At 60.9% G+C, this 26,975-nt stretch carries 26 protein-coding genes; 15 read left to right on the top strand and 11 right to left on the bottom strand.

What is annotated here, in order from left to right; genetic code table 11:
- Positions 1-69 precede the first annotated feature (69 nt).
- The 3 genes from PFLQ2_RS09355 (at position 70) to PFLQ2_RS09345 (ending at position 2,323) form a co-directional block, all read left to right on the top strand.
- On the top strand, positions 70-540 hold the full coding sequence (locus tag PFLQ2_RS09355; protein WP_003183673.1) for a hypothetical protein: 471 nt from the start codon (positions 70-72) through the stop codon (positions 538-540).
- Between the two features lie 233 nt (positions 541-773).
- Entirely contained in the window at positions 774-1,667 is an 894-nt protein-coding gene (locus PFLQ2_RS09350; protein ID WP_003183675.1) for a sensor histidine kinase, read from the top strand.
- Positions 1,664-2,323 (top strand): response regulator, encoded by a 660-nt coding sequence (locus PFLQ2_RS09345; protein ID WP_003183677.1) that lies wholly within the window; start codon positions 1,664-1,666, stop codon positions 2,321-2,323. Before PFLQ2_RS09350 ends, PFLQ2_RS09345 begins: the two co-directional genes overlap by 4 nt.
- Here the strand turns inward: PFLQ2_RS09345 and yegS are convergent.
- Positions 2,307-3,224, bottom strand: coding sequence for a lipid kinase YegS (gene yegS, locus PFLQ2_RS09340; RefSeq protein WP_003183679.1), 918 nt, complete (start codon positions 3,222-3,224; stop codon positions 2,307-2,309). The genes PFLQ2_RS09345 and yegS overlap by 17 nt on opposite strands.
- Before the next feature lie 346 nt (positions 3,225-3,570).
- On the opposite strand from yegS, the gene PFLQ2_RS30685 reads away from it, so the two are divergent.
- Positions 3,571-3,876, top strand: a complete 306-nt coding sequence (locus tag PFLQ2_RS30685) for a hypothetical protein (RefSeq protein WP_225970840.1) — start codon at positions 3,571-3,573, stop codon at positions 3,874-3,876.
- A 58-nt stretch (positions 3,877-3,934) separates the two neighbouring features.
- Here the strand turns inward: PFLQ2_RS30685 and PFLQ2_RS09330 are convergent, their stop codons facing one another.
- Entirely contained in the window at positions 3,935-5,122 is a 1,188-nt protein-coding gene (locus PFLQ2_RS09330; RefSeq protein WP_192814250.1) for a molybdopterin molybdotransferase MoeA, read from the bottom strand.
- 22 nt (positions 5,123-5,144) lie between these two features.
- Positions 5,145-5,684: a molybdenum cofactor biosynthesis protein B gene (gene moaB / locus PFLQ2_RS09325; RefSeq protein ID WP_003183685.1), complete on the bottom strand. Its 540-nt coding sequence runs from the start codon at positions 5,682-5,684 to the stop codon at positions 5,145-5,147.
- A 78-nt stretch (positions 5,685-5,762) separates the two neighbouring features.
- On the opposite strand from moaB, the gene mobA reads away from it, so the two are divergent.
- The gene (gene mobA, locus PFLQ2_RS09320) at positions 5,763-6,365 is read left to right on the top strand and encodes a molybdenum cofactor guanylyltransferase MobA (RefSeq protein WP_003183687.1); all 603 of its coding nucleotides are present in this window, start codon (positions 5,763-5,765) and stop codon (positions 6,363-6,365) included.
- A 75-nt stretch (positions 6,366-6,440) separates the two neighbouring features.
- Positions 6,441-6,662 carry a YgdI/YgdR family lipoprotein gene (locus PFLQ2_RS09315; protein ID WP_003183689.1) on the top strand — a complete coding sequence of 74 codons (222 nt, stop codon included), beginning with the start codon at positions 6,441-6,443 and terminating at the stop codon, positions 6,660-6,662.
- A gap of 88 nt (positions 6,663-6,750) precedes the next feature.
- On the opposite strand, the gene PFLQ2_RS09310 is transcribed toward PFLQ2_RS09315, so the two are convergent.
- The 3 genes from PFLQ2_RS09310 to PFLQ2_RS09300 all read right to left on the bottom strand — a co-directional run bounded on the left by PFLQ2_RS09310 (position 6,751) and on the right by PFLQ2_RS09300 (position 8,364).
- Positions 6,751-7,641: a pseudouridine synthase gene (locus tag PFLQ2_RS09310; RefSeq protein ID WP_003183691.1), complete on the bottom strand. Its 891-nt coding sequence runs from the start codon at positions 7,639-7,641 to the stop codon at positions 6,751-6,753.
- Between the two features lie 71 nt (positions 7,642-7,712).
- On the bottom strand, positions 7,713-8,033 hold the full coding sequence (locus PFLQ2_RS09305; protein ID WP_033046175.1) for a hypothetical protein: 321 nt from the start codon (positions 8,031-8,033) through the stop codon (positions 7,713-7,715).
- A gap of 91 nt (positions 8,034-8,124) precedes the next feature.
- Positions 8,125-8,364 carry a glutaredoxin family protein gene (locus PFLQ2_RS09300; RefSeq protein ID WP_003183694.1) on the bottom strand — a complete coding sequence of 80 codons (240 nt, stop codon included), beginning with the start codon at positions 8,362-8,364 and terminating at the stop codon, positions 8,125-8,127.
- A 189-nt stretch (positions 8,365-8,553) separates the two neighbouring features.
- Between PFLQ2_RS09300 and PFLQ2_RS09295 the strand changes: the two genes are divergently transcribed.
- Positions 8,554-10,266, top strand: a complete 1,713-nt coding sequence (locus tag PFLQ2_RS09295) for a cation:proton antiporter (protein WP_003183695.1) — start codon at positions 8,554-8,556, stop codon at positions 10,264-10,266.
- Positions 10,267-10,274: 8 nt separating this feature from the next.
- Here the strand turns inward: PFLQ2_RS09295 and PFLQ2_RS09290 are convergent, their stop codons facing one another.
- Positions 10,275-11,483, bottom strand: coding sequence for an ammonium transporter (locus PFLQ2_RS09290; RefSeq protein WP_003183698.1), 1,209 nt, complete (start codon positions 11,481-11,483; stop codon positions 10,275-10,277).
- Positions 11,484-11,823: 340 nt separating this feature from the next.
- Between PFLQ2_RS09290 and PFLQ2_RS09285 the strand changes: the two genes are divergently transcribed.
- From PFLQ2_RS09285 to PFLQ2_RS09255, 7 genes are all read left to right on the top strand, one after another.
- Complete coding sequence (locus tag PFLQ2_RS09285; protein WP_003183700.1) at positions 11,824-12,138, top strand: DUF883 family protein; 315 nt, start codon at positions 11,824-11,826, stop codon at positions 12,136-12,138.
- A 2-nt stretch (positions 12,139-12,140) separates the two neighbouring features.
- Positions 12,141-12,530 (top strand): phage holin family protein, encoded by a 390-nt coding sequence (locus PFLQ2_RS09280; protein ID WP_003183703.1) that lies wholly within the window; start codon positions 12,141-12,143, stop codon positions 12,528-12,530.
- A complete protein-coding gene (locus tag PFLQ2_RS09275) occupies positions 12,527-12,862 on the top strand; it encodes a hypothetical protein (RefSeq protein ID WP_003183705.1) in 336 nt (111 codons plus the stop codon). Before PFLQ2_RS09280 ends, PFLQ2_RS09275 begins: the two co-directional genes overlap by 4 nt.
- Positions 12,863-12,999: 137 nt before the next feature.
- Positions 13,000-14,328: a deoxyguanosinetriphosphate triphosphohydrolase gene (locus PFLQ2_RS09270; protein ID WP_003183707.1), complete on the top strand. Its 1,329-nt coding sequence runs from the start codon at positions 13,000-13,002 to the stop codon at positions 14,326-14,328.
- Between the two features lie 425 nt (positions 14,329-14,753).
- Positions 14,754-15,380 carry a response regulator transcription factor gene (locus tag PFLQ2_RS09265; RefSeq protein WP_003183709.1) on the top strand — a complete coding sequence of 209 codons (627 nt, stop codon included), beginning with the start codon at positions 14,754-14,756 and terminating at the stop codon, positions 15,378-15,380.
- 8 nt (positions 15,381-15,388) lie between these two features.
- Complete coding sequence (locus PFLQ2_RS09260) at positions 15,389-19,018, top strand: transporter substrate-binding domain-containing protein (RefSeq protein ID WP_003183711.1); 3,630 nt, start codon at positions 15,389-15,391, stop codon at positions 19,016-19,018.
- A gap of 114 nt (positions 19,019-19,132) precedes the next feature.
- On the top strand, positions 19,133-22,081 hold the full coding sequence (locus PFLQ2_RS09255; RefSeq protein WP_003183712.1) for an HD domain-containing phosphohydrolase: 2,949 nt from the start codon (positions 19,133-19,135) through the stop codon (positions 22,079-22,081).
- On the opposite strand, the gene PFLQ2_RS09250 is transcribed toward PFLQ2_RS09255, so the two are convergent.
- Both PFLQ2_RS09250 and PFLQ2_RS09245 read right to left on the bottom strand, forming a co-directional pair.
- Complete coding sequence (locus PFLQ2_RS09250) at positions 22,082-22,564, bottom strand: GAF domain-containing protein (RefSeq protein ID WP_003183714.1); 483 nt, start codon at positions 22,562-22,564, stop codon at positions 22,082-22,084.
- Positions 22,561-23,451, bottom strand: a complete 891-nt coding sequence (locus PFLQ2_RS09245; protein WP_003183717.1) for an ATP-binding protein — start codon at positions 23,449-23,451, stop codon at positions 22,561-22,563. Before PFLQ2_RS09245 ends, PFLQ2_RS09250 begins: the two co-directional genes overlap by 4 nt.
- A 163-nt stretch (positions 23,452-23,614) precedes the next feature.
- Here PFLQ2_RS09245 and PFLQ2_RS09240 point away from each other — a divergent pair, with 163 nt between their 5' ends.
- Positions 23,615-25,936, top strand: a complete 2,322-nt coding sequence (locus PFLQ2_RS09240; RefSeq protein WP_003183719.1) for a hybrid sensor histidine kinase/response regulator — start codon at positions 23,615-23,617, stop codon at positions 25,934-25,936.
- Here the strand turns inward: PFLQ2_RS09240 and PFLQ2_RS09235 are convergent.
- Both PFLQ2_RS09235 and PFLQ2_RS09230 read right to left on the bottom strand, forming a co-directional pair.
- Complete coding sequence (locus tag PFLQ2_RS09235; protein ID WP_003183721.1) at positions 25,920-26,381, bottom strand: MarR family winged helix-turn-helix transcriptional regulator; 462 nt, start codon at positions 26,379-26,381, stop codon at positions 25,920-25,922. The genes PFLQ2_RS09240 and PFLQ2_RS09235 overlap by 17 nt on opposite strands.
- Positions 26,378-26,863 carry a glutathione peroxidase gene (locus PFLQ2_RS09230; protein ID WP_003183724.1) on the bottom strand — a complete coding sequence of 162 codons (486 nt, stop codon included), beginning with the start codon at positions 26,861-26,863 and terminating at the stop codon, positions 26,378-26,380. Before PFLQ2_RS09230 ends, PFLQ2_RS09235 begins: the two co-directional genes overlap by 4 nt.
- Positions 26,864-26,975: the final 112 nt, after the last annotated feature.

Raw genomic sequence — 26,975 nt, forward strand, 5'->3', positions numbered from 1 at the left:
AGACCTTGAGACCCGGCCGTTCTCCGTACGCGGTTTTCTTTCGCCTGACATGATGTTGTGGAGATAAGCATGCCGAACGACCGTAGGAACTGGAACCAGCGCCTGCCCGAATTGCTGATCGAGGCCGAAACGCTTCTGGCCAAATCGGAGGAATGCCTGAGTCATTTGCAATTGATCAATAATGACAAGGATGCCATCGACTGCATGCTCAGCACCTTGTTGAAACTGGCAAACAAAACCAACACCCTGGCGCTGGAAGCCGTTTCGGAATTCTCGTTGCATATCCATGGCCTGCTTACTCATGCGCAGAACCACATGGAGCTGCACGACCAGGCCCTGGATGCGCTGAAGGATTGCTTCACGCTGATGGCCTGGCAACTGGAACTGGTCGATCAAACCACTGGCCAACTCGGCCTGGACAGCAGCGAACAGGTGTCTTTGATCGAAGCGTTTGCCTTCCAGATCGGCCAGAGCCCCAGCCAAGTACTGGCAGCGTCACGTCCGCTGGGACTGGTAGCGTACCCCCAGAAACAGGCCTGATGCCGATGTTGCAAAACCCGGCGCGTCGAGCCTGCCCTGCTTGTCTTCACCCTGGCATACCGAGCGCGACCAACGATATATGAAGTGATACTATCTCCCGCGTCACTCGCTTCGAGACAGCGCCAAAGCGCCGCCAACCGAAGCCGCGTTCGACCTTAAACGTTTACCCGACCCGGCCTGTCAGATGCGCTGACGGGCCTGCCCGCAGCGAACATTCATTGGCTCCATCCGCTATGCACGCCAGCCTCAAGTCTTTCCTCACCTGGCCTCCCTCCCGAGAAAATGCCCGTCGTTTCACATTGCTGTTGTGCATCTGCTCGGCAGTCGGCTGCCTGCTGAGTTACTTGTTCGCCCATACGGTGCCATTGAGCCTGCTGGTCGTGAATGTCGCAGCCATGACCTGTGTCTGGATCCACCACCGTTTGTCGCGCAAGTCCATCAAGTTCCAGCCCCAGGAACTGGCCGACCGGCTGCTGGAAGTCCAGGAAAACGAGCGCCATCGCCTCAGCCGGGAATTGCACGACGACATTGGCCAATTGCTGACGGCGGCGAAACTGCAAAGCGAATGGCTCAAGCGCCGGATGCCCGAGGAGTTGCAGGGCCAATGCACGATTCTTTGCCAGACCCTGGATGAAACCCTCGACAAGGTCCGCGACGTCTCGGCAATCCTCAACCCCAGGCAACTGGCCAGCTTGGGCCTTGAAGCCAGCCTGCGGGCGCACCTGCTAAAAACCCTGGCCAACGCCCCGGTGAACTGGAGCCTCGATTGCCAGCAGCGCATGACGGGCATTCCTGAGCAAATATCGATGGCGGTCTTCCGAATTACCCAGGAAGCGGTCACCAACATTTTGCGCCATGCCCAGGCGACAAACCTGCTGGTGTGCCTGCAACGCCAACCCGATGGCCTGACCCTGCTGATCAGCGACGATGGCCAGGGGTTCGTACCGGCCAGCCATCCTGCCCGCGAAGGTCAACGCGGCATGGCCGGCATGTCCGAGCGCGTCGAACAGCTGGGCGGCACCCTCAAGGTCGTCAGCGAAACCGGCAAGGGCACCCACATCGAAGCACGCTTCCCCTGGGCCCCTCGTTCCCTGGAACGAGCCAGCAAGAATAAGGTTCTCCATTGATTTGTAATTTGCTTCTGGTCGACGACCATTCCCTGATCAGGGCCGGCGTCCGCGCCCTCGTCATGGATATCCCCGGCTATGCCGTCATCGGCGAAGCCAATGACGGCACGCAATTGGTGGAGATAGTGGAACGGCTCGCACCCGATATCGTGCTGCTGGACATTTCCATGAAGGACACCAGCGGCCTGGATGCCTTGCAGCAACTCAAGCGCGTGCGTCCCCACAGCAAAGTATTGATCCTGTCCATGCACACGGATCCCGCGTTGATCATGCAGGCGCTGGAGTACGGAGCCCATGGCTACCTGCTCAAGGACACCACCCCCAACGAGCTGAAACACGCCCTGGAAGCGCTGCGCAACAACGAACGCTACCTGAGCCCCGCCATCGCCCACACTGTGATCAACCAAGCCCTGACCCGCGTTCAGAAACATCAGCCCGATCCTTCCCAGACCCATAATCTGACGGCGCGCCAACTGGAGATCCTGCGGCTGATCGTGCGCGGCAAGTCCACCCGGGAAATCGCCAACGGCCTGAGCCTGAGCATCAAGACCGTGGAAACCCACCGGGCACAAATCATGAAGCGCTTGCAGATCCATGATGTGGCCGGCCTCGTGCTGTTCGCCGTGCGCGAACAGATCATCAGCCTGGACGATTGAGCGCCGCCGAGCTCCCCAACAGAGGCGAACCGGCTGGCAGGTGCACACGCAAAGCCTTCGGGCGTACCGTGAAACGCAAGGTGTCGACCTGCAACGGCTCGCCATCCAGATTGATGTCCAGGCCTTGCGCGACCTTGATTTCTATCCAGGGCAAGCGGGCCCGGACAAACATATTGTCGATGCCCAGCCCGCCCGCCAGCAGATCCTTCAACGTACTGACCACTTCCTGGGGCGCCGGCAAAATGCTGACGTCGAGCAGCCCATCATCGGCTACCGCTTCCGGGCACAGTACATGGCCGCCCCCCGCTTGCTGGCCATTGCCAATGCCCAGCGCCAGCAAATCGCCCTGCCAGTGAAAACCCGGGCCCTGCAGTTCGCCATAGGCGGCGCTCAGCTCGCTGAACCGTGACAAACCGGTGAACAGGTAGGCGGCGCCTCCCAAGACTTTTTTCAGGTCTTCCGACGTGTTCGCGGTCACTTGGCTGCCGAAGCCACCCGTGGCCATGTTCAGGAAGATCCGACCGCCAACTTCGCCCACGTCGATGGGCTGCGGCGCGACGTCCAGTAAATCCAGGGCCTGTTCCGGTTCCAGCGGGACGCCGGCCGCCCGGGCAAAATCATTGGCAGTGCCCAGCGGCAGCAGGACGAGGCTGGCGCCACCGGACTGCTGGACAATCGCTTCGGCGATATCACGCAAGGTCCCGTCGCCGCCGCCGGCGATCAGATGCGTATGACCGGCATCGAGGGCCTCGTTAACGCATCGCTGGGCGTCACCGGCTTCCCAGGTCAACCGTACCGCCAGGTCCCAACCCTGCTTGCGCTTGAGCATTACCGCTGCGCGAACCTCTTCGTTGAGCGCTTGCTTGCCATGCAAAATCAACAGCGCCTTGCCTTTGCTCATGCGTTTTCTCCGTCATTGGAAGGTTCAGGAAATGGGACCGCTCGATGCGCCGAAAAAGCCCGAAGCATTCGATCTAAATAAAAAATAGTCACGCCGGCCACCGAAGAAACCTACGGAACCGCTCATTCGATCGGGATTTCTGCATTCGAAGAGTTTTCTTACAAGATCTGGCGAATCAGCTCAATTGACCCTCCGTCGGTATTGAGACACCTTGGCATTCTGTTTTGCCGGACCGGTAAAAATCTAACCAGCACAAGGAAGTACTCACCCATGGATGGATACATCGCGCCCCGCTGGGGCCGGATCAGTGGTTCGAACAATCATGGCCAAGGGGATGAACCGTCCCATGCGTAACCATGAATACAAGCTCTCTCCCCCGCAAATCCCGTCCTTGGGAAACAAGCGGGCCGATACTCGAAACGAATGCAGTTGCAGTAGTCCCATTGGAGGAATCGATTTGGAACCGCGCGTCGTTGAACTGGAAACCCACCTTAAATACATCCGTAAAGACATGGATGAAATTCGTACCGACGTGAAGATAATCCGTCACAGGCTGGCCTATTCGGCCGGCGCGGCGGCGATGGTACTCGGCCTGCTGGGGTGGGTTGCGAACAACCGTTTCGATCAGTTGGTGATGCTGCTCACGCGATAAGCGTGGCGAGGGAACAGGCCCGGGCATCCAGCTCGGGCCATGAACATCTGCCAACGTGCTAGCCCAGGAGCTCGCTCAAGGGAATGAAGCCTACTTCATCGCCCTCCATCAGCGTCCGCTCTTCGAGTACTTCGACCAAGCCGTCGGCCCAGGCCGCGCTGCGCAGCACACCGGAGCTTTGATTGCAGTAGATGATCGCTCGACCGTTTTCCATACGGCCTCGCAGGTATTCCCGCCGACTGCCCGCCTTCGGCCAGGCGAAACCGGCCGGCACCTTGAACGTGAGCGGCGCCACCGACTGAACGCCCTGACGTCTCAGCAGGTAAGGCCTTGCCAGCAGCGCGAAGGTCACCAGGGTCGAAGCCGGGTTTCCAGGCAGGCCTATCACCGGCACGCCTCGGTAATGCCCGAACGTCAGCGGCTTGCCAGGCTTGATAGCGAGTTTCCACAGCGCCAGCTCACCGTCCTCGCGCAGGGCTATGCCGAGAAAGTCCGCCTCTCCCACCGATACCCCGCCAGTGGACAGGATCAGGTCGACCTCCGACAGTTGCGCCAGGCGTGCGCGGGTAGCCGGCAAATCGTCAGGCAGGATGCCCGCATCAACCACCTCGCAGCCCATGCCTTGCAGCCAGCCACACAGCACCACGCGGTTGCTGTTGTAGATCTGGCCGGGGCCCAGTGCCTGCCCGGGCTCGACCAGCTCATCACCGGTGGACAGGACCGCGACACGGACCTTGCGCACCACCTCCACCGATGCACAACCCAGGGATGCCGCCAGCCCCAGCTCGATCGGCCCCAGGCGCGTACCGGCAGCGAGAACTTGCTCACCCACGGTCGTTTCCTGTCCTTGCGGACGAATGTTTTGCCCACTGCGCATCGGCTCGGTAAACCTTACCCGCTCGTCGCTATCGACCACGGCGTTTTCCTGCATCTCGACACAGTCGGCGCCGTCTGGAACCGGGGCCCCAGTGAAGATCCGCGCACAGGTACCGAGGGCCAGCGGCTCCGGGGCCTGTCCGGCGAAAATCCGCTGACTGACCGCCAACGGCTCGCCCTTCCAGTCTGCCAGTCGCAAGGCATAACCGTCCATGGCACTGTTGGGCCAGGGGGGCAGGTCCAGGGTCGATACCAGATCCTCGGCAAGCACCCGCCCCTGTGCCAAGGCCAACGGCAAGCGCTCGCGCTGCAGGATCGGCGTGGCGTTCGCCATCTCCAGCAATCGCTCCAACGCAACCTCGACGGCCATCAAGGCGCCCGCCTTGCCCGGTTTACCCACGGGATTCACAAGGTGCAGCCTGTTTCAAATGAGCCACGAAATTACAGGGACGGTGGCGCACGTCCAACTGCTCGGCCAGGATCCCGTCCCACCCGGTACGCACCGCGTTGGTCGACCCTGGCAGGCAGCACACCAGCGTGCCATTGGCCAGGCCCGCCAGCGCCCGGGACTGCACGGTGGAAGTACCGATGTCTGCCACCGAAATCTGCCGGAACAGTTCGCCAAAGCCATCCACCTGCTTGTCCAGCAGGCACGTGACGGCTTCCGGCGTGCTGTCACGCCCGGTGAAACCGGTGCCACCGGTGATCAGCACCACTTGCACGACGTCCTCGGCAATCCAGGTCGCGACTTGCGCCCGGATCTTGTACAAATCATCCTTGAGCAGGACCCGCTCTGCCAGGTTGTGGCCGGCCGCCGTGAGCCGATCGACGAAGACCTGCCCCGAGGTGTCGGTTTCCAGCGTACGGGTATCACTGACTGTCAGCACCGCGATATTGAGCGGCACGAAAGGTACATCAGCCTTGGCTTTCATAGGCTCTTCCAGTTGTAGGGAAAACAGCCTGGTGTTATATCACAGCGCTTCATTTTTTCGCCCCTGCGGAGACACGCCATGAGCCCGAACACACCCCTGTCGCCCTGCTCCATCCTGCTCCTGGCGGGCGGGCGCGGGCAACGCATGGGCGGCCAGGACAAAGGCCTGGTGGAGTGGCAAGGCGAACCGCTGATCGCGCATTTGCATCGCAAGACCCGGGCCATGAGCGATGACTTGATTATTTCCTGCAACCGTAACCGGGAACGCTACGCGTTGTACGCCGATCAGTTGGTGCATGACGATGAGGGAGATTTTCCCGGGCCATTGGCAGGCATTCGGGCGGGCCTGAAGACTGCCCGGCATCCGTATCTGCTGGTGCTGCCGTGCGATGTACCGCAAATCGACGCAAGCCTGCTCGACAGCATGCGCATAACGGCCAGCCAACACCCGTATACACCGCTGATGGTGCGACAAGGCGAGCATTGGGAGCCTCTGCTGTGCGTCATTCCTGTAACCCTGGCCGCGACCTTCGAACAGGCTTGGAACGAAGGCGAACGCAGCCCCGGCCGTATCATGCGCACCCTTCGTGCCGTTGCGCTGCAATGCCCTGCCGACGATCCGCGGCTGGCAAATCTGAATACGCCGCAATTGCTGGCGCAGCATAAAGGCGTGTCAGATTGACACTAGCCAGGAACTTGCGCGCGTTGTATACGTCTGAAGGTCAGTAACTTGAAGAATCCATTTCGGAGAAACACCATGACTCAACGGACCCTCGCCACTTTCATGCTCGCTCTGGGCCTCGCCACTCTCGCCGGGTGCGCATCGCCTACAGTGATTACCTTGAATGACGGTCGCGAAATCCAGGCCGTCGACACCCCCAAGTACGACGAAGAAAGCGGCTTCTACGAATTCGAACAGCTGGATGGCAAGCAGACCCGCGTGAACAAGGATCAGGTTCGTACTGTTAAGGATTTGTAATTTGTAACGCTGCTGCCCCGATGTAGCTAAAAAAAACGGTGCTTCCTGAAGAGGAAAGCACCGTTTTTTTTGGCTTCGTTTTGGGCAACTACCACTGCAACACAATACTGCTCTCGAACACGCGCTCTTCACCCGAAACCGGATCGACAAAACGCAACCCCTGAGCCAGCAGTTTCAATGGGTTGGCATAGTCATCCTCAACGTCCCGAAGCACATCAGGATAAAACGGATCATTGCAGATCCCAGCCCCAAGGGCGCTCATGTGAACCCGCAACTGATGCTTCTTGCCCGTGACGGGGTACAAGCCATAACGCCACAGCCCACCGTTGCGTTCCAGCACTTCGATGGCCGTTTCGGTATTGGGCTCGCCCGGCCCTTCCTGCATTCGGAAGAACGGTTCACCATCGATCATCCGGCTTCTATGCACCCGGGGGAAGGTCAACCCAGGCAACGCTCGGGCAATGGCCTGGTAGCGCTTTTCGATCTGCCGTGTCGGGAACAGCGATTGATACGCCGAACGGGTGTGGGGGTTGGCCGAAAACAACACCAGCCCGGCGGTATGCCGGTCGATACGATGCAAAGGCACCAGATGAGGATTGTCCAGCCGACGGATCAGGCGTCGCAGCAAGGTTTGCTCGACATATTCGCCCGCCGGCGTGACCGGCAGGAAATGTGGTTTGTCCGCCACCACCAGATGCTCGTCCGCGTACAGGATCGACTCCACCACCGGGATTGGCTTCTCGTCGGGCACTTCACGGAAATAATGAATGCGCAGGCCTTCACGGTAAGGCAAGTCGGCGCGAATGGCCCTGCCCTCTCCGTCCAAAACCCGGCCCCGGGCGATCCGGTCCAGCCATTGCTCGCGGCTGATGGCGCTGAAATGTTCGCACAGGCACTCCAGCACCGTCGGCCATGAGCCGGGCGGCAAATACAAAGTGCTGGCCTGATGGTGAGCGGCGGAAAACGATGAACCTGACATTGAAGACTCTTGACGTTTTTTGCAGGACGGCATTATCCGCCAGTCACGCAAGCCCGCCCAGCGCTATTGCTTCATGCCGGGAGTGAAGCAGGCTTTGCCGCCGCCTCGGTGAATTCCTTCAGCCAGCGCAGCACGTCCACCGCCTCCCAGCGACCCGGATCGTACAACGCGTACAACAAGCCCTGGTAACCCACCACGTCCAGCTGCTTGTGATAGCCGGCACGCTGGAACAGTGCCTCGATCTCGGCGAAACAGGTATTGAAATGCAGTTTATTGAAGGGCGTCTTGCCTTCGGTAACCAATCCATCCAGGCGCAATTCCAGGACCGCCTCGTGCACAACGTCCGCGGACATCCTGTTTACGCTGCTTTTTAGTTGTTCGACATTGACCAAGGGGGCACACTCCGGATAGCTGTATAGGCATACAGTAACCGAAACACCCGGTTATCGCCAATCGTCGTATCAGGAACCGACGGACGCACGCTCAACGCAGGAAATTGGCGATCTGTTCGGTCTCGAAGGGCCACTCCAGCTCGGCCCCGGTATCCAGCCTGCGCAGCACCGGGATACGCAACGCATAATCGTCCACCCAGGCTTCGTTTTCTGAAATGTCCACCAGTTCCACCAGTAAGTGTTCTTCAACAACGAAAGGCATCAGCATGGCTTCGGCGACTTCGCAGAGATGACAACCCAGGGTGCCGAACAACTGGCATTCAGGAAGCATGGCAGGTAGACCCAAAAAAGAGAGACGGTCATTCTAGGCCTGCCCCTGGAAACCGTCGAGTTGCGAGCCCGCGTCAAGGTGTTTCGGTAAAACGCTGATGCAAATCACCGGACGCCAACGCCTTTGCGGCGACCCTTGTCGCAATTTCCCCTCTACGCTGTGCGTTGCAGCCTTGAAATGGAGTTCCCCTTGTTTGCCAACCTGCTGATCATCCTCGCCTCGTCCCTGGTGGTCATCGCCCTGTTCAGGCGGCTACGCCTTCCCCCGGTGCTGGGCTACCTCTGCGTCGGGCTGGCGGTCGGACCGACCGCGCTGGACTGGATCAACGACAGTGAAGAACTGCCGGACCTGGCCGAACTCGGGGTGGTGTTCCTGCTGTTCTCGCTGGGGCTGGAATTTTCCCTGTCGAAGATGCTGGAGCTGCGCCGAGTGGTGTTCGGCCTCGGCAGCCTGCAGGTGTTGTGCTCCGCAGCGCTCCTGGCCGCGCTGCTGGCATTGGCCGGTGCCCCGGTAGTCGTCGCACTGTTGCTCGGCGCGGGACTGGCCTTGTCTTCCACCGCCATTGTCAGCAAGGAACTGACCAGCCTCGGAGAAATTTTCAGCAGCCATGGCCAGAACGCCATTGGCGTCCTGCTATTCCAGGATGTTGTCGCAGTGCTGCTGCTGACCCTCGTGCCGGTGTTCGCCGGCAGCAGCGAACACCCGTGGTATTGGGCACTGCCTGTGACCCTGGGCAAGACCCTGGTCATGTTCGGTGGCCTGCTGCTGGCCAGCCGCTGGGTATTGCCCCGACTGTTTCACGAGGTGGCCGCGTCCCGGTCCGCGGAACTGTTCGTACTGCTGGCCCTGGTGATTGTACTGCTGACGGCGTGGCTGACCCACCTGCTGGGATTGTCACCGGCATTGGGGGCTTTCCTGGCGGGCATGCTGCTTGGGGAAAGTCATTACCGACACCAGATCGAGGCCGATATACGCCCATTCCGCGACATCCTGCTCGGGCTGTTTTTCGTCAGTATCGGCATGCTCATCGACCTGCAACTGTTCATCGCCGATGGCCTGCTGATCCTCGGGCTTTGCCTCGGCCTGATGCTGATCAAGGGCTGCGTGGTCGCCGCCCTGGTCAAATGGCGCGGCAGCGATGGTGAAACGGCCTGGCGCAGCGGTCTGGCCCTGGCCCAAGGTGGCGAATTCTGTTTTGCGTTGATGGCATCAATGCAGCAGAACCGCCTCATGCCCGCCGAGATCAGCGGCCTGCTGCTGGCGGCAACGTTCTGCTCGATGCTGTTGACCCCACTGTTACTGCGCGCCGCGCCGCGCATTGCCGCCCGCCTGCATCGCAAGCCCAACGAAGAGGCGCAACTGGATCAGATCAGTGCACTCAATGCCGGCTTGTCGGGGCATGTGGTGATCTGCGGCTACGGGCGCGTCGGCCAGTCAATCGGCCGGTTCCTGCGCCGGGAAAACCAGGCGTTCGTCGCCCTGGACGACGACCCGGTCATTATTCAGGAGGCCACCGTCGGGGAAAAATGCGTGCATTACGGGGATTCGCGACGAGGCGACCTGCTCGCTGCCGTTGGCTTGAGCCGCGCCAGGCTGTTGGTGATCGCGGTGGACAAAACTGACATCGCCATCACCGTACTCAAGGCGGCCAGAGGGGTCAGCACGCAGGTGCCGATCCTGGTGCGCACCCGTGATGACAGCCAACTGGCCGAGTTGCAGGCTGCCGGAGCCACCGAAGTGGTTCCGGAGCTGCTGGAGTCGAGCCTGATGCTGGCTTCCCATGCCCTGATCATGCTCGGGCTGCCCGAACAGCAGGTCCAACATCACGTGGACCAGGTCCGTCACGATCGCTATCGCCTGCTGCACGGCTTTTATCCTGGCAACCAGGACAAGGAGCCTTGATGCGACGGTCAGTCCTGGCTGACCGCGCCGATCTTGTGGATCGACAGGTCGGCACCGTAATACTCCTCTTCCTGGGTCAGGCGCAGGCCCAGCAAGGCCTTGATCACGCCATAGACCGCGAATCCGCCAGCCAGGGCAACGACGACACCCAGCGCCGTGCCGATCAACTGGCTGGCCAGGCTGACCCCACCCAGGCCACCCAACGCATCCTGGCCAAAGATGCCACAGGCGATCCCGCCCCAGACGCCACACAGGCCATGCAGGGGCCAGACGCCGAGCACATCGTCGATCTTCCACTTGCCCTGGGCCGCGGTGAAGCACCAGACAAACAAGGCCCCGGCAATCGCACCGGTCGCCAGCGCGCCCACCGGATGCATCAAGTCGGAACCGGCACAGACCGCGACCAAACCGGCCAATGGGCCGTTGTGCAGGAAGCCCGGGTCATTGCGCCCGACAACCAACGCCGCCACGGTGCCGCCCACCATGGCCATCAAGGAATTGACCGCCACCAGGCCACTCACCCCTGGCAATGTCTGGGCACTCATCACGTTGAAACCGAACCAACCGACAATCAGGATCCACGAACCCAGGGCCAGGAACGGAATGCTCGAGGGCGCGAACGCCACCAGGCGACCGTCCCGGTAGCGACCGTTACGCGGCCCGAGCAACAGCACGGCGGCCAGCGCCAGCCAGCCGCCCATGGCGTGTACCACCACGGAACCGGCAAAATCATGGAAACTGGCACCGAACCGGGCCTGCAACCAGGCCTGCACACCAAAATTGCCGTTCCACACCACGCCTTCGAAGAAGGGATAGACAAACGCCACGATCAGCACCGTGGCGCACAACTGTGGCGCGAAACGCGCACGCTCGGCGATACCGCCAGAAATGATGGCCGGGATCGCGGCGGCAAAGGTCAGCAGGAAGAAAAACTTCACTAGGCTATAGCCATGATCGGTACTAAGGGCCGCCGCCGGTTGCAGGAAGGTCACGCCATAGGACACCCAATAGCCTATAAAGAAATACGCCAAGGTCGAGACAGCGAAATCGCTGAGAATTTTAGACAGTGCGTTGACTTGGTTCTTCAACCGGACCGTTCCCACTTCAAGGAAGGCAAAACCGGCATGCATGGCCAGAACCATGACCGCACCGAGCAGGATGAACAGCGTGTTGGAGCTGTGGACGAGACTGTCCACGGCACTTTGCATATTTTCCATGAGGTTGGCAGACCTGAAAAAGTTGAAAAAAGCACCAAACCGGTTCGCTCGCCCTTGAGGCGCACCAAGTTGAAACGGCTCGTTTGACCCGGCGCAGGTCCATGAACCGCTTTGGTGCAACGAAAAGGGAAAACGCTAGCCCCGCTTCGAGGTGCTTCGCGGGTTTTGATTATTTGGGTTAAGGTTTTGCCGGCTTGCGCCCAGCTTCAGCGCACCGGCACGCGCTCACGCACCAGTACATGGCAGAATCCTGAGCAAAAGTTGTACCAGCCACTTTCACTGAACCTTCCGGCAAGGCTCATACTCGAACGCTTCAGACGTCACTTACGGAGATTCACCGATGGCCAGAACCCAGGCAAAGACTGCTCAAGAAACCCTGATGGAAGATTTCCAGACGCTGGTCAGCGACACGGAAAGGCTGCTGGACCATACCGCGACACTGGCAGGCGATCAGGCCGACGTGCTGCGCAGCCAGATCCACGAAACCCTGCTGCGCGCCCGCGAAACGCTGAAACTGACCGAGGATTCGGTGCGCGAGCGTGGCCAGGCGGCGGTAGTCGCCACAGAGGAGTACGTACAGGCCAACCCTTGGCAATCCGTCGGTATTGCCGCTGGCGTGGGCTTTCTTATCGGTCTGCTGGCGACACGGCGCTGATGATGGGCATCGACGAATCCGGCTCGCCCGAATCGGGCACGCAACCTACAGCGCGACGCCTGGGCGCGGCGTTTCTTGGCTTGCTGCACAGTCATGTCGAGTTGTTCGGCATGGAGCTGCAGGAACAGAAGGCCCGCACCGTCAGCCTGCTGCTGTTCGCCGGCCTTGCGCTGGTGTTCGGTTTGCTGCTGCTGGTCGGGCTCTCGGCACTGGTCCTGATCCTGGTGTGGGACACCTATCGCCTGGCGGGCATCATCGGTTTGTGCCTGTTCTATCTGTTGGCGGCGCTGTTCTGCGGGCTGCGGCTCAAGGCAGCGATCTACGACGAGTCCTCGCCTTTCCATGCCACCCTTGAAGAACTCGCCAATGACCGGGAGCGCCTGCTGCCATGAGCCTGCCAGATATTCCTCAAGCACGGACACGACAGGAAATGCGCAAGGCGCTGGTACGCCTGCGCATGGAGATGCACCGCCAGGAAATTCGCCAGGAAACGCGCCAGTTGTTGCATCCCCTGCAACGGGTGCGCGGCCTGACGCAAAGCTGGCATGAGGGTTTCGGCATCAAGCATGCGCCACTCTGGGGCGTGGCGGCGGTGTCCCTGCTGGGCTTCATCACCGGTAAACGGACCCGCCATGGCGGTGGTGGCGGCGTAACAGGCCTGATCCGCCTGGCAACGACCTTGCTGCCATTGATCAAGCTGGCCAAGACGCTGCGCAAACCCTGAAACCCTGTGGCCAGGCACCTTGCTCCCTGGCCACAAGGTTTGCGTATCCCGTTCTTGTGCAGGGCCATAGCCCTTGCACGGCAACCCACTAACCGGGAAGCTAGGGCACTCGACCTTATCAGACGGAGCACCCGGCCTTGGATTGGCACACCCTGCTGACTCGCGAACGCCTCGGAAAACCGCTGCACAGCCCGCAAGAGCTGGGCCGTAGCCCCTTCCACAAGGACCACGACCGCATCATTTTCTCCGGCGCCTTCCGCCGCCTCGGACGCAAGACGCAGGTGCATCCGGTTTCCAGCAACGATCACATCCACACACGCCTGACCCATTCCCTGGAAGTCAGTTGCGTCGGGCGGTCGCTGGGCATGCGCGTCGGGGAGACTATCCGCAACGCCCTGCCGGACTGGTGCGAACCCAGCGACCTGGGCATGGTGGTGCAATCGGCCTGCCTGGCCCACGACATCGGCAACCCGCCGTTTGGGCATTCCGGGGAAGACGCCATCCGCTACTGGTTCCAGCAGGCCGCCGGACGCGGTTGGCTCGATGCCATGAGCGAAGTCGAGCGCAACGACTTCCTGAACTTCGAAGGCAACGCCCAAGGCTTCCGAGTGCTCACACAGCTTGAATACCATCAATTCGACGGCGGAACACGGCTGACTTACGCCACCCTCGGCACCTACCTGAAGTACCCTTGGACTGCCCGTCACGCTGACTCCCTGGGCTACAAGAAGCACAAGTTCGGTTGCTACCAGAGTGAACTGCCGCTGCTGGAGCAGATCGCCCATAAGCTTGGCCTCCCGCAGATCGAGGACCAACGCTGGGCACGCCATCCGTTGGTGTACCTGATGGAGGCCGCCGACGACATCTGCTATGCGCTGATCGACCTGGAAGACGGCGTAGAGATGGAATTGCTCGAATACTCGCAGGTCGAGTCGCTGCTCCTGGACCTGGTGGGCGACGATCTCCCGGACACCTACCGTCAACTGGGGCCGCTGGACTCACGGCGGCGCAAACTGGCGATACTGCGGGGCAAGGCCATCGAACACCTCACCAATGCCGCTGCCCGGGCGTTCGTCGAACAGCAGGAAGCATTGCTGGCCGGCACGCTGCCAGGTGACCTGGTGGAACACATGCATGGCCCGGCCAAGCGCTGCGTATTGAACGCCAAGGACATGGCCCGCAAGAAGATTTTCCAGGACAAGCGCAAGACCCTGCACGAAATCGGCGCATACACGACGCTGGAAATCCTCCTCAACGGATTTTGCGGAGCCGCGCTCGAACAGCATGGCGGCCGTACGCCGTCCTTCAAGAATCGCCGCATCCTCGACCTCTTGGGCAACAACGCGCCCGACCCCAATGGCCCGCTGCATGGTGCCTTCCTGCGAATGATCGATTTCATCGCCGGGATGACGGACAGCTACGCCAGCGAAATGGCCCAGGAGATGACGGGCCGTACGCGCCAATAAAGATATGGCCGCGCAAGCGAGCTTGTACGCGATGAGCATGGCACTTCTATATCCAGATCAACTGGCCCGCCGCTATCGCGAGCAAGCTCACTGCCACAGGGGAGTGGTGATGGCGGTGGTTCTCGCAGCCATCGGGCCAGGGATTGGGTGGATAAAAAATCTGCGCCTGCGGGCAAACATTGAATAAAGCCTTCTCCCGTCTGTTTGAATAAACAACGCGCTCAAGGAAATATCCTTTCACATAGTTCCAACATTCCTTCTTTTAATTGTCATCCACCTACTAAAAAACCGATAACTTCGTAATATCTTGCCTCTTTTCTTGTAGGAAACTTCTGAAATTGAAGTTGCGCACCTGTCTCTTCGTACGGCCTCGGCTGTAACTGGGCTAAGGTGCGCCCTTTATTAAGCTCGCAGGATATTTATTCATGAACTCCGTTTTCATTGTCGACGATCATCCGGTCATCCGCCTCGCCGTCCGCATGCTGCTGGAGCATGAAGGCTATAAGGTCGTCGGGGAAACTGATAACGGCGTCGACGCGATGCAAATGGTGCGCGAATGCATGCCGGACCTGGTCATTCTTGACATCAGCATCCCCAAACTCGACGGGCTGGAAATTCTCTCGCGCTTCAACGCCATGACCATGCCGCTCAAGACGCTGGTGCTGACTGCGCAGTCGCCCACGCTCTTCGGTATCCGATGCATGCAGTCCGGTGCTTCTGGTTACGTTTGCAAACAGGAAGACCTCAGTGAACTGGTCAGCGCAATCAAGGCCGTGCTGTCCGGCTATAACTATTTTCCCAGCCAGGCATTGAACCCGGTGCGCCAGGATGACCCTCGCAGCCTGGAGTTGGACCTGTTCAAAAGCGTCAATGACCGGGAATTGATGGTGCTGCAATTATTTGCCCAAGGGCGCACTAACAAGGAAATAGCCAAGGGCATGTTCCTGAGTAACAAGACCGTCAGTACCTATAAGAAACGGCTGATGCAAAAACTCAAGGTGAAGTCATTGGTGGATCTGATTGAAATGGCGAAGCGCAACGCGCTGGTGTGAGAAACAGCATGCTCAAGTGCATAATTCAATGTCTGCTAATGCTGGGTGCGGGGTTGTATGCCGCAGTCCTCGCGGCGGCATCGAGTGCGCCGCAACCGTACACATTGCTCGGTCGTTCGCCTGCGGCTCATCTCGGCGTCCAACTGAATGAGGTTCAACGCGCCTGGCTCAAGGATCGCCACGAACTGGTCCTGGGCACCTCCGCACCGGATTACCCGCCGTTCGACCTGTCCACCAGCGGACGCGACTACGAGGGGCTGACCGCCGATTATGCCCACATCATCGCCCAGGCGACCCGCCTGCCCATGAGGGTCCTGCGCTTCGATTCCCGTGAGGCGGCCATCGCTGCGCTCCAGAACGGACAAATCGACATGCTGGGCACCGCCAACGGGTTTGAAGCCGGTCATTCCGGCATCGCCCTATCGGCGCCGTACGCAGTGGACCAGCCGGTCCTTGTCACCCGAACGAATGAAAGCCGATCCTTGACGGAGGATCTCAAGGGCTTGCGCTTGAGCATGGTCTATCACTACCTGCCGCTGCGCGACATTGAAAAGCTGTACCCCGAGGCGCAGATCACCACCTACCCTTCCAACCAGAACGCCATGAACGCCGTCGCCTTCGGCCAGGCCGATGTATTCCTCGGCGATACCCTTTCTACCCACTACATGATCAGCAAGGGCTACCTGGGCAATATCCGCATGGCGAGCTTCGGCAAGCATGAAACCCACGGGTTCGGTTTCGCGGTGCGACGCAACGATCCCGGTTTGCTGGAGATCATCAACGCCACGCTGGAGCAGGTTTCCGTCGCCGAGCAGGCAGCCATCTCCAAGCGCTGGAGCGCCGGCAGCGACCTCTACCTCGACGCCCCGAAAATCCAACTGACCGACCGGGAGCAACGCTGGCTGGCAGCGCACCCTGTGGTTCGGGTAGTGGTGAACGAAACGTCCGCCCCCTTCACTTTCTTCGACCAGGACGGCGATTTGCGCGGGATCAGCGCCGACTTGCTGGAGCTGATCCGACTGCGTACCGGCCTGCGCCTGGACATCCAGCGCCGCCAGAATGACAGCGATATGATTGCCTCGGTCCTCAATGGCCAGGCCGACATGATCGCGGCGCTTTTGCCCAGCAATGAACGGCAAATGCAGTTGAAATTCAGCCGCCCCTACGTCGACAGTTCATTTGTACTGCTGACCCGAAAGCAATCCGATACACCCGCCACGATCGAGCAGTTCGCAAACGCAAGCCTGGCGATCGCCCAGGGCAATCCCGTCATCGAATGGCTACGCCGCCAGCATCCGGGCATCAGGATAATCGAGACGGACGGCCCGTTGCGTGCCGTGGAAATGCTCGCCCAGGGTCAGGTCGACGGCGCAGTGAACTCGCTGGTCATGGCCAATTATTTCCTGTCCTCCCCGGCGCTGCGGGATACGTTGCAAATCAGCAGCACGGTCGGCACCCAACAGGCCATGTTCGCCCTGGCCACCGCCAAACACGCGTCGGAGTTGAGCGCCATTCTCGACAAGGCCCTGACCAGCATCGATCCCGATGAGCTGGGTGTGATCAACAACCGCTGGCGCGGGTACGTCTCGCCCTTCGAACACACTTGGCGCACTTATAATCGTCTGTTTTTCCAGATTGTCGCGGGTGTCGGTCTGTTACTGGCGCTTTCCCTGGCCTGGAATGCCTATATGCAGCGACAGATCAGGCAACGCCAACGGGCAGAGCTGGCGCTCAACGACCAGCTCGAATTCATGCATTCGCTGCTCAATGGCACGCCTTATCCCATTTATGTGAGAGATCGCGACGGCGTCCTGCAAAGCTGCAACGACAGTTACCTGGAAGCATTCGACGCAAACCGTGAAGACGTCATCGGCAGGAGCGTGATGCCCGGTTCCATGAGCAATGCCTTCGAGGCGCAGGAGTACCAGGCGGACTACCAGCGCGTGATGGCCGAAGGCACCGCGCTGATCATGGATCGCCCCCTGCACATCGGGGACCGGAAACTGACGATCTACCACTGGATCCTCCCCTACCGCAACGCTGCCGCACAGGTGCAAGGCATCATCGGCGGGTGGATCGACATCAGCGAGCGACGGCAACTGTTCGAGGAACTGCGAGCGTCGAAGAAGCGTGCCGATGACGCGAATCGGGCCAAAAGCACATTCCTGGCAACCATGAGCCACGAGATCCGCACCCCAATGAACGCAGTGATTGGCATGCTCGAACTGGCCCTGAAGCAGGCCGACAAGGGCCTGGTGGACCGTCCGGCCATAGAAGTCGCATACGAATCGGCCTCCGGCATGCTCGAGCTGATAGGCGACATCCTGGACATCGCCCGTATCGAATCAGGCCATCTGAGCCTGGCGCCCGAGCGGGTCAACCTCAGGGCGCTGCTGCAATCGGTCATACGGGTCTTCGAGGGTGTGGCCCGGCAGAAAAACCTGGAGCTGGCGCTGCAATTCGACGCGGCCCAGGATTGCCCGGACGTGCTGATCGACCCCTTGCGATTCAAGCAGGTGCTGTCGAACCTGATCAGCAACGCTTTGAAATTCACCGAACAGGGCCGGGTGCTGGTCAAGGCGAGGCTGACCGGGGCCGCCCAGGCCGACTGCGTGCACCTGCGCCTGGAAGTCAGCGACAGCGGTATCGGCATCAGCCCGGCTGACCTGCGGCGCCTGTTCGAGCCGTTTGCTCAGGTCGACAACACCGGGCGGATGGCTCGCAAAGGCGCAGGGCTTGGGCTGGTGATCAGTCGCAACCTGTGCCAGATGATGGGCGGCAGTCTGTGCATGAACAGCCAACCCGGCGTCGGGACCCAGGCCCACGTCAGCCTGCAATTGAGCGCGTTGCCGCCGGCACCCGCGTGCGTGCCGGTCGAGCCGGTGCTCGAAACGGCGGTAGACGTCCTCAACGTACTGGTCGTGGATGATCACCCCGCCAACCGCCTGCTGATGTCGCAGCAACTGGAATACCTCGGGCATCGCTACCAGGTTGCCCATGATGGCGCGCACGGGCTCGAGGTCTGGCATGCAGGGGACTTCGACCTGGTCATCGCCGATTGCAACATGCCGATCATGAGCGGTTATGAGCTGGCCAGATCGATCCGTCGCAGTGAATCCGAACAACAACGGCCGCCCTGCACCGTGCTGGGTTTCACCGCCAATGCACAGCCCGAGGAAAAGCAACGCTGCCAGGATGCGGGGATGGACGACTGCCTGTTCAAACCGATCAGCTTGAGCGCGCTGAGCCAATGGATCAAGACGGTCAAAACGGTGTCCCGCCCCAGTGTCTTCAGCGTGCAAAGCCTGCAAGCGCTGACCGGCGGCGACCCGTCATCCGCCCGGCGCCTGCTGGCCGAATTGCTCAACAGCAGCCGCTCGGACCGCCAGGAGTTGCTTGATGTCGCCCGCGACGGGAACCGGCAGGCCCTGACCGAAACAGCGCATAAGATAAAAGGCGTCGCCCGGATCGTGCAGGCGAACACCTTGATCCAACGGTGCGAGGCACTCGAACAGGTCTGCCAGCAAGCACATGCGCCTGGCCTTATCAGTCACATCGAAGCCCTCGACCAAGCCATGGCCGAGCTGGAGCGAGCTTTGCAACGAGCCTTGCAAAGAGACATCGCCAAGGCGCAATGACCCAGCGTTTACTATGCTATCCCCTTAGCAGTGCGTACCTGGGGTGTTCTCAAACGGTTTCCCCTGCGCGCGAAAAGCCCGTCGAGAACGCCCCTGACCCATGGAGAGACTGCAATGCCCAACGCACCGCGACCGCAACCGCGCCGGTTTCCCCTGCATGTGCATATCAGCGTGATGTTTACCCTGCTCCTGTTGCTGACTGGAGTGGTGCTGGGCATTTTCAATTATCAACAAACGACGCAAATCATCCTGTCCAGCAGTGAAAAACTGTTCAATCGCATTGAACAGGAGGTGCGCCTGGACTTGTATGACACCTACGAGCCGATTCGCCACCTGCTGGACCTGCTGGCTGAATACCCGGCGACGCGCGAGTCGCGGATGGAACAACGCCTGGCCCTGCTAGGACCATTCAGCCAGGCGCTGCGGGACAACCCGAACCTGGCGTCGTTGTACCTGGGCGACAGCAATGGCAACTTCCTGATGGTCCGGCCGTTGCGCACCGCCGACTTGAAAGCCGCCCTGAAGGCTCCGGACCAAGCGGCTTATCAGGTCTGGACCGTGGAGCGAGCAAACGACGGAGGCCCGCTACACTCCCAGTCGCTGTTCTATGACGAGAACCTCGCGCTCGTAGGACGCGCCGACATCGCCGACGAAAGCTACGATCCCCGCAGCCGCGGCTGGTTTCGCAGCGCCCTGGACAGCGCCGGCCAGATCACGACCGAGCCCTACGTGTTCTTCTCTACCCGCAACATCGGCACCACCCTCGCCCGGCGCAGTGGCGGGCAGGCGGTCATCGGGGCCGACCTGACCCTGGCGGCCCTGTCCCAGACCCTGGCCAAGCACAAGGTGACTGCAGGTACCGAAATCGTCTTGCTCGACCCCGAAGGCAACGCCGTGGGTTATCCCGACAGCGGCCGGCTGGTCACCGATGCCCGGTCGTCGCGCCTGATCAAGGCCCGCGACCTCAGCCCGGCCATCGACGCCGCCCTGGACGAAAGCCTTGACACTTCACGCCTGGAGGCGGCCGGGCGTCACTGGATCGTTTCACGCAGCCACATGCAGGAAGGTGGGCCGCAGGGCCTGGAATTGGCGTTGCTGGTGCCTGAAGACGAGTTGCTGGACGATGCCTATCGCCTGCGCTGGCAAGGTGCACTCATCACCCTCGCCACGTTGCTGCTATGCCTGCCCCTCGGCTGGCTGACGTCGAGAATCCTGGTCAAGCCGTTACGCGAACTGGTGCAGGAAGCCGACGCCATTCGCAGCTTCGATTTCAATTATCCGGTGTCCCGCCGCTCGCCCGTGCTGGAGGTCGATCAGTTGAGCGTGTCGATGGCCCGCATGAAAGAAACCCTGGCCAGCTTCTTTGAAATCACTGCCAGCCTGCGCGCAGAAACCCGCTTCGCCCCGTTGCTGGAACGGGTGCTGTTCGAGACCGTGAAAATCGGCCAGGCCCAGGCCGGGCTGATCTACCTGCGCGAGAACGACGATAATCGGGTCAAGCCATGTGGCTTGATCATCAATGGGACCCCTCGGGATCTGGCGGTCTTCAAACTGCAAGACCATGAGCTACAGGCGCAAGACACCCCGCAATGGCTCAAGCAATTGGCCGTTTCAGACAACGTGGTGACATCCCTGGGCTTCGAACAGGCGGCCGATCTCCAAGGCGTCCTGCAGGCGCTGGACTCTCCTCGGGTTCACCTGATCGGTATTCGCCTACGCAATCGCCACCAGGAAACCATTGGCGCATTGGTCTTGCTGATCAGCGACAGCGGCACCGAAGCCGACCTTGAAAAGTTACAGCCGGACCGCATCGCCTTCCTGCAGGCCGTATCCGGCGCCGCCACCGTCAGCATCGAAAGCCAGCGCCTGCAAGCCAGGCAAAAACAGTTGTTGGATGCATTCATCCAGTTGCTGGCCGGCGCAATCGATGCCAAGAGCCCCTACACAGGGGGCCATTGCCAGAGGGTGCCGGTCCTGACATTGATGCTTGCCCAAGCTGCCGCCGCCAGCCAGGCGCCGGCATTCGACGCCTACCGACCGACGGAGGATGAATGGGAGGCCCTGCACATCGCCGCCTGGCTGCATGATTGCGGCAAGGTCACCACCCCGGAATACGTCGTGGACAAAGCCACCAAGCTCGAGACCCTGAACGACAGGATCCACGAAATTCGTACACGCTTCGAAGTGCTCAAGCGCGACGCCTGGGTCGATTATTGGCAGGCCGTGGCAACGGGTGGCGAGTTGTCCTCGCTGGCGCAGCAACGCGACGCGACATTGACCGCTCTCGATGATGATTTCGCCTTTGTCGCCCGTTGCAACCTGGGCTCCGAAGCCATGGCCGACGCCGATCTGCAACGCCTGCAAAGCATCGCCCGACGCTCGTGGACCCGTACCCTCGATGATCGCCTGGGGGTTTCCTGGGAAGAGAACCGGCGCCAGGCACGTACCCCCAAGCCCCCCTTACCGGTAACCGAGCCATTGTTGGCGGACAAGCCTGAGCACCTGTTCGAGCGGCACCCGGCCGAACTGATCCCGGCGGACAATCCGTGGGGCTTCCAGCTCGACGTACCGCAGTGGAAATACAACCGCGGCGAGCTCTACAACCTGAGTATCACGCGGGGCACGCTGACGCGTGAGGAGCGCTACGTCACCAATCATCACATGGTGCAGACGATCCTGATGCTTAGCCAACTGCCCTTTCCGACCCACTTGGGCAATGTGGCGGAAATCGCCGGCGGCCATCACGAAAAAATGGACGGCAGCGGCTATCCCAAGCGGCTCAAACGCGAGCAGATGAGCTTGCCCGCCCGGATGATGGCCATTGCCGACATTTTCGAAGCACTGACAGCGGCCGACCGCCCGTACAAGAAAGCCAAGAAACTCAGCGAGGCCCTGGGCATCATGGCCACCATGTGCCGTGACGCCCACATCGACCCAGAGTTGTTCGGGCTGTTCATCGGCGAAAAAATCTACCTGGGCTACGCCGAGCAGTTTCTCGACCCGCGGCAGATCGACGAAGTCGACCCGGACAGCCTGCTGGTCAAAGCGGGGTTGAAGGCATGATCAGCATTCGGTCAGGCGCAGGAATATCGCGGCCAACGTTTCAATACCGGCCTGGTCATGTTCGCTGAAGCGCGCCAGCTTCGGGCTGTCCAGGTCGAGGACGCCGATCAGTCGTCCGTCCTTGACCAGCGGCACCACCAGCTCGCTGTTCGAGGCACTGTCGCAGGCGATGTGTCCGGCGAAGGCATGGACATCCTCGACACGCTGGGTCTGGCGGGTCGCTGCCGCCGTGCCGCACACGCCACGGCCGAACGCAATCCGCACGCAGGCGATCTGGCCCTGGAACGGCCCCAGGATCAGCTCATCATTGCGATTGAGGTAGAAACCAGCCCAGTTCAGGTCATCCAGCTGGCTGAACAGGAAGGCCGAGAACTGCGCCGCGTTGGCGATGAAGTCACGCTCGTCCGCCAGCAAGGACTCCAACTGTGCCGATAACAAACCGTAGCCGTCGAGGCCAGTGCCGGTGCCTTTCAAATCGATCATGCTTTGTGCTCCAGCAATTTCAGGCCGACCCAATAGCGGGCAAACTGATAAGCGCAACGTCCGTTGCGGTTGCCACGCCCCGTGGCCCAGCGCACTGCCTGCACATCCAGCGCTTCGTCGCGCTGCCAGGCCAGCCCCGCCTTGGCCGCCAACTCGCCGATCCAGTGTTCCACCACGTTGAGGAAATGCTCCTGGGTAAACGGGTAGAACGACAGCCACAGGCCGAACCGATCGGACAAGGCGATCTTGTCCTCCACGGCTTCGCTGGGGTGGAGTTCGCCGTCGACCCGCTTCCAGTTCTCGTTGTCGCTTTCCTTTTCCGGCACCAGGTGACGGCGGTTGGAAGTGGCATACAACAGCACGTTGTCCGGGGCCTGTTCGAGGGAACCGTCCAACACACTTTTAAGCACGCGGTAGTCGCCGTCTCCGGACTCGAACGACAAGTCATCGCAGAACACCACGAAACGCTGGGGCAGTTTCGCAATCTGCTCGACCACCCGCGGCAGGTCGGCGAGGTGATCGCGCTCGATCTCGATCAGGCGCAGGCCATGCTGGGCATGCTCAGCCAACAGGGCACGCACCAGGGACGACTTGCCGGTGCCACGCGAGCCCCAGAGCAGCGCATGGTTGGCCGGCATGCCGTCGAGGAACTGACGGGTATTGCGGCCCAGCTGCTCGACCTGGCGATCCACGCCGATCAGGTCCGACAAGCGCATGTCGAGGCTGACCTGCAAGGGCAACAGGTAGCCGCTGCGCCCGTCACGCTGCCAGCGGGCGGCCAGGGTCTGGGTCCAATCGATGTCAAGCCGGGGCGCCGGCAGCAAAGGCTCGATCCGGGCCAGCACGGCATCGGCGCGCTCAAGAAAAGCATTCAATCGGGAGTCCACGACTTCTCCTCGGGCAGGTTCACAGTAATGATGGCGTTCACACAACGAAACGCCATATCCAATCGTGGGTCTACCCCACACAATACACACCGGTTATCCCGGTATTCAGAGACGATCAGCTATGCTTGACCGGCGAAGGGAAACGTAAGTGGTTCATCATTCCATGGACATCAGATTCACCCAGCGGCTGTCGTACAAGCAAGCACGCCTGACCGTCCTGGTGGGCTTCGTGCTGGGCACGTTGCTGAGCCTGATGCAGATCGGCATCGATTATGCCAGCGAAGACGCTTCGATCAACCGGGAAATCCTGTCGTTGCTGGAAATCAGCCACAACCCGGCCTCGCGCATCGCCTATAACATCGATGCCGAACTGGCCCAGGAATTGTCCATGGGCCTGTTGCGCTCTCCGGCGATCATCGGCGCCGAGCTGATCGACAACAACAATACCGTGCTGGCCAGCGTCAAGCGGCCCGAATTGCAGAGCAACTACCGTTTCATCAGCGATTCCCTGTTCGGCGCCCAGCGTCAGTTCGAAGACCGACTCTACCTGGACCATTTGCCTGGCGAATCCCTGGGCATACTGCGCCTGGACGTCGATACCTACGCGTTCGGCACCCGTTTCCTGCGCCGGGCCGAGATCACGCTGCTCAACGGGTTCGCCCGCAGCCTGATCCTGACCGGCCTGCTGCTGGCGCTGTTCTACGTGATGCTGACCAAGCCCCTGGTCCGGGTCATTCGCGAGCTGAGCAGCCGCGACCCCAGCAGCACCGAACAGAATCGCCTGGAATGCCCCGCCGGCCACCAGCGGGATGAAATCGGCGTATTGGTGTCGGTCGCCAACCAGCAGTTCGAAAATATTTCCACCGAAATCCAGCAACGGCGCACGGCTGAAAATCGCCTCACCGAATACCTGGCGCAACTGGAAAATATCGTCTCGGCGCGCACCGCCGAACTCAAGGCGATCAATGCCCGCCTCAGCCAGTCCAACGAGGAGCTGGAAGTAGCGCGGCGCACGGCCCTGGACATGGCCGAAGCCCGCTCGGCCTTCCTGGCCAACATGAGCCATGAGATCCGCACGCCGCTCAATGGCTTGCTGGGGATGATCGCCCTCTCCCTGGATGGCCCGCTGACGGCAGAACAACAGCAACAGCTGTCGATTGCCCATGACTCGGGCAAGGTCCTGGTCGAATTGCTCAACGACATCCTCGACCTGTCGAAATTCGACGCCGGCCAACTGGAGCTCGAACGCATCCCCTTCGACCTCGGCTCCCTGGTCGAAGATACCGCCAACCTGCTTTCCCAGAACGCCGCACCCAGTGTCGAACTGGCCTGCCTGATCGATCCGCAATTCCCCGCGCAAGTCCTCGGCGACCCGACCCGGGTACGGCAGATCGTCAGCAACCTGTTATCCAACGCATTGAAATTCACCCGCTTCGGCCGGGTCGACGTGAAAGTGAGTGCCTATGAAGGTGGCGTGCGAATCGAGGTCTGCGACACGGGCATCGGCATCCCCCTGGAGGCCCAGGCGCGGATTCTGCAACCGTTCACCCAGGCCGGCGCCGGCATTACCCGCCAGTTCGGAGGCACCGGGCTGGGCCTGGCGTTGACCTACAACCTCTGCGAAGCCATGCAGGGTCGCTTGACGATCAGTTCCGAGGCCGGTTTCGGCAGTCAGTTCTGCGCTGAACTGCCGCTGCCCTGCCATACCCCGGCAGCACCCGTCGATCGGCTGCACGGCAATGTCGTCGCGATCACCGCCAGCAGCAGCGGGCTGGCCGAGCTGCTGGGCATGCTGTTGCCGGGATGGGGCCTGGATTATGTGCAGCGCTCCATCGACGATGGGTTGCTGGGACTCAAGCCTGACATCGTGATCACCGACTGCCCGGAATGCCTGTTCAATCTGCGACCGACCATTGATGCGCCGATCCTGCTGGTGACCGCCTATGGCAGCTTCATGCCCGGCGAAGAAGCCGCAGCCCTCGCACCGCTGATACAACAGGCCCGACCGCTGGCACGCCAAGCGCTGTATCAGATTCTGCGGCGCGCCATGCAAAGCGAGGCGACCACCATCAACGACGCACGGATCGAAAGCCTGGCACCCTCCAGGCGCGGCCAGGTATTGCTGGTGGAAGACAATCCGGTCAACCAACTGGTCGCCAAGGGCATGCTGGTGAAGCTTGGGTGCGAAGTCACCGTCGCGGCCCACGGCGCTGAAGCCCTGGATCAGCTTGAACGGCGAGCATTCGACCTGGTGCTGATGGACTGCAACATGCCGGTAATGGACGGCTACGAAGCCAGCCGTCAGATCCGTCGCAGCGGACGCTGGTCGGATCTGCCGATTGTTGCGCTGACGGCCAACGCCATGCCTGAGGAACGGGAACGCTGCCGCGCAGCCGGCATGAACGACTACTTGTCCAAGCCGTTCCGCCGTGAAGAACTGGCGGCGGTCCTGGACCAGTGGGTGCCGACTACGTCAGCGCTTTGATCTGCCCCAGCAGATGATCCAGACCGTCGCGCAATGCTCCCAGACGGTCCAGGTCGACGCCGCTGTCGCACAGCAGGCGTGCCTTGAGCGGGCCCACTTGCTCACGCAAGGCTCGCCCTGCGTCCGACAGGCTCAAGTGCACTTCCCGCTCGTCCCGCGGCGAACGCTGGCGCTGGACAAGGTCCAGTTGTTCAAGGCGCTTGAGCAGCGGCGTCAGCGTGCCGGAGTCCAACAGCAACCGCTCGCCCAGGGCCTTGACCGTCGGCTGTTGCGGGGCGGTCTCCTGCCATTCCCACAGCACCAGCATCGCCAGGTATTGCGGATAGGTCAGGCCAAGCTGATCAAGCATCGGCTTGTAGCCACGGATCACTGCGCGCGAAGCGGCATACAGTTTGAAGCACAACTGGCTGTCGAGCTTCAACGAATCGGCCGACAGATCATTCATTTGAGCAGCGCTTCGATCTCACCGGTCAGGTCCTGGGGCTTGGTGGTCGGGGCAAAACGCTTGACCACCTGACCGTCCTTGCCAATCAGGAATTTGGTGAAGTTCCACTTGATGCCCTTGGACCCTAGCACGCCAGGTGCTCGTTGCTTGAGCTGGACGAACAGCGGATGGGCGTTGGCACCGTTGACCTCGATTTTCTTGAACAGCGGGAAACTCACGCCGAAGTTCAGCTCGCAGAACTCAGTGATCGCCCCCTCGTTGCCCGGTTCCTGCTTGCCGAACTGGTTGCATGGAAAGCCCAGCACCACCAACCCCTGGTCCTTGTAGGTCTGCCATAACGCCTCAAGCCCCTTGTATTGCGGGGTAAAGCCGCACTGGCTGGCGGTGTTGACGACCAGCACCGCCTTGCCGGCGAAATCGGCGAGGGTCTTTTGCTCACCCTTGATGGTGGTGCACGGGATATCCAGCAGGTTTTCGCTCATGGCAAGGCTCCGAATGGGTTGGACAGGCGGTGAAGATAGCGAGCGATTCAATTGCGTGCAATTTAATTAGCCAAACCGTCAGTTTGTCACCGATGAGCTGCCGCCGAGCACA

Origin of the sequence: Pseudomonas fluorescens Q2-87 (assembly GCF_000281895.1) — a bacterium.
In the GTDB taxonomy this organism is placed as follows: Bacteria; Pseudomonadota; Gammaproteobacteria; order Pseudomonadales; family Pseudomonadaceae; genus Aquipseudomonas; species Aquipseudomonas fluorescens_S.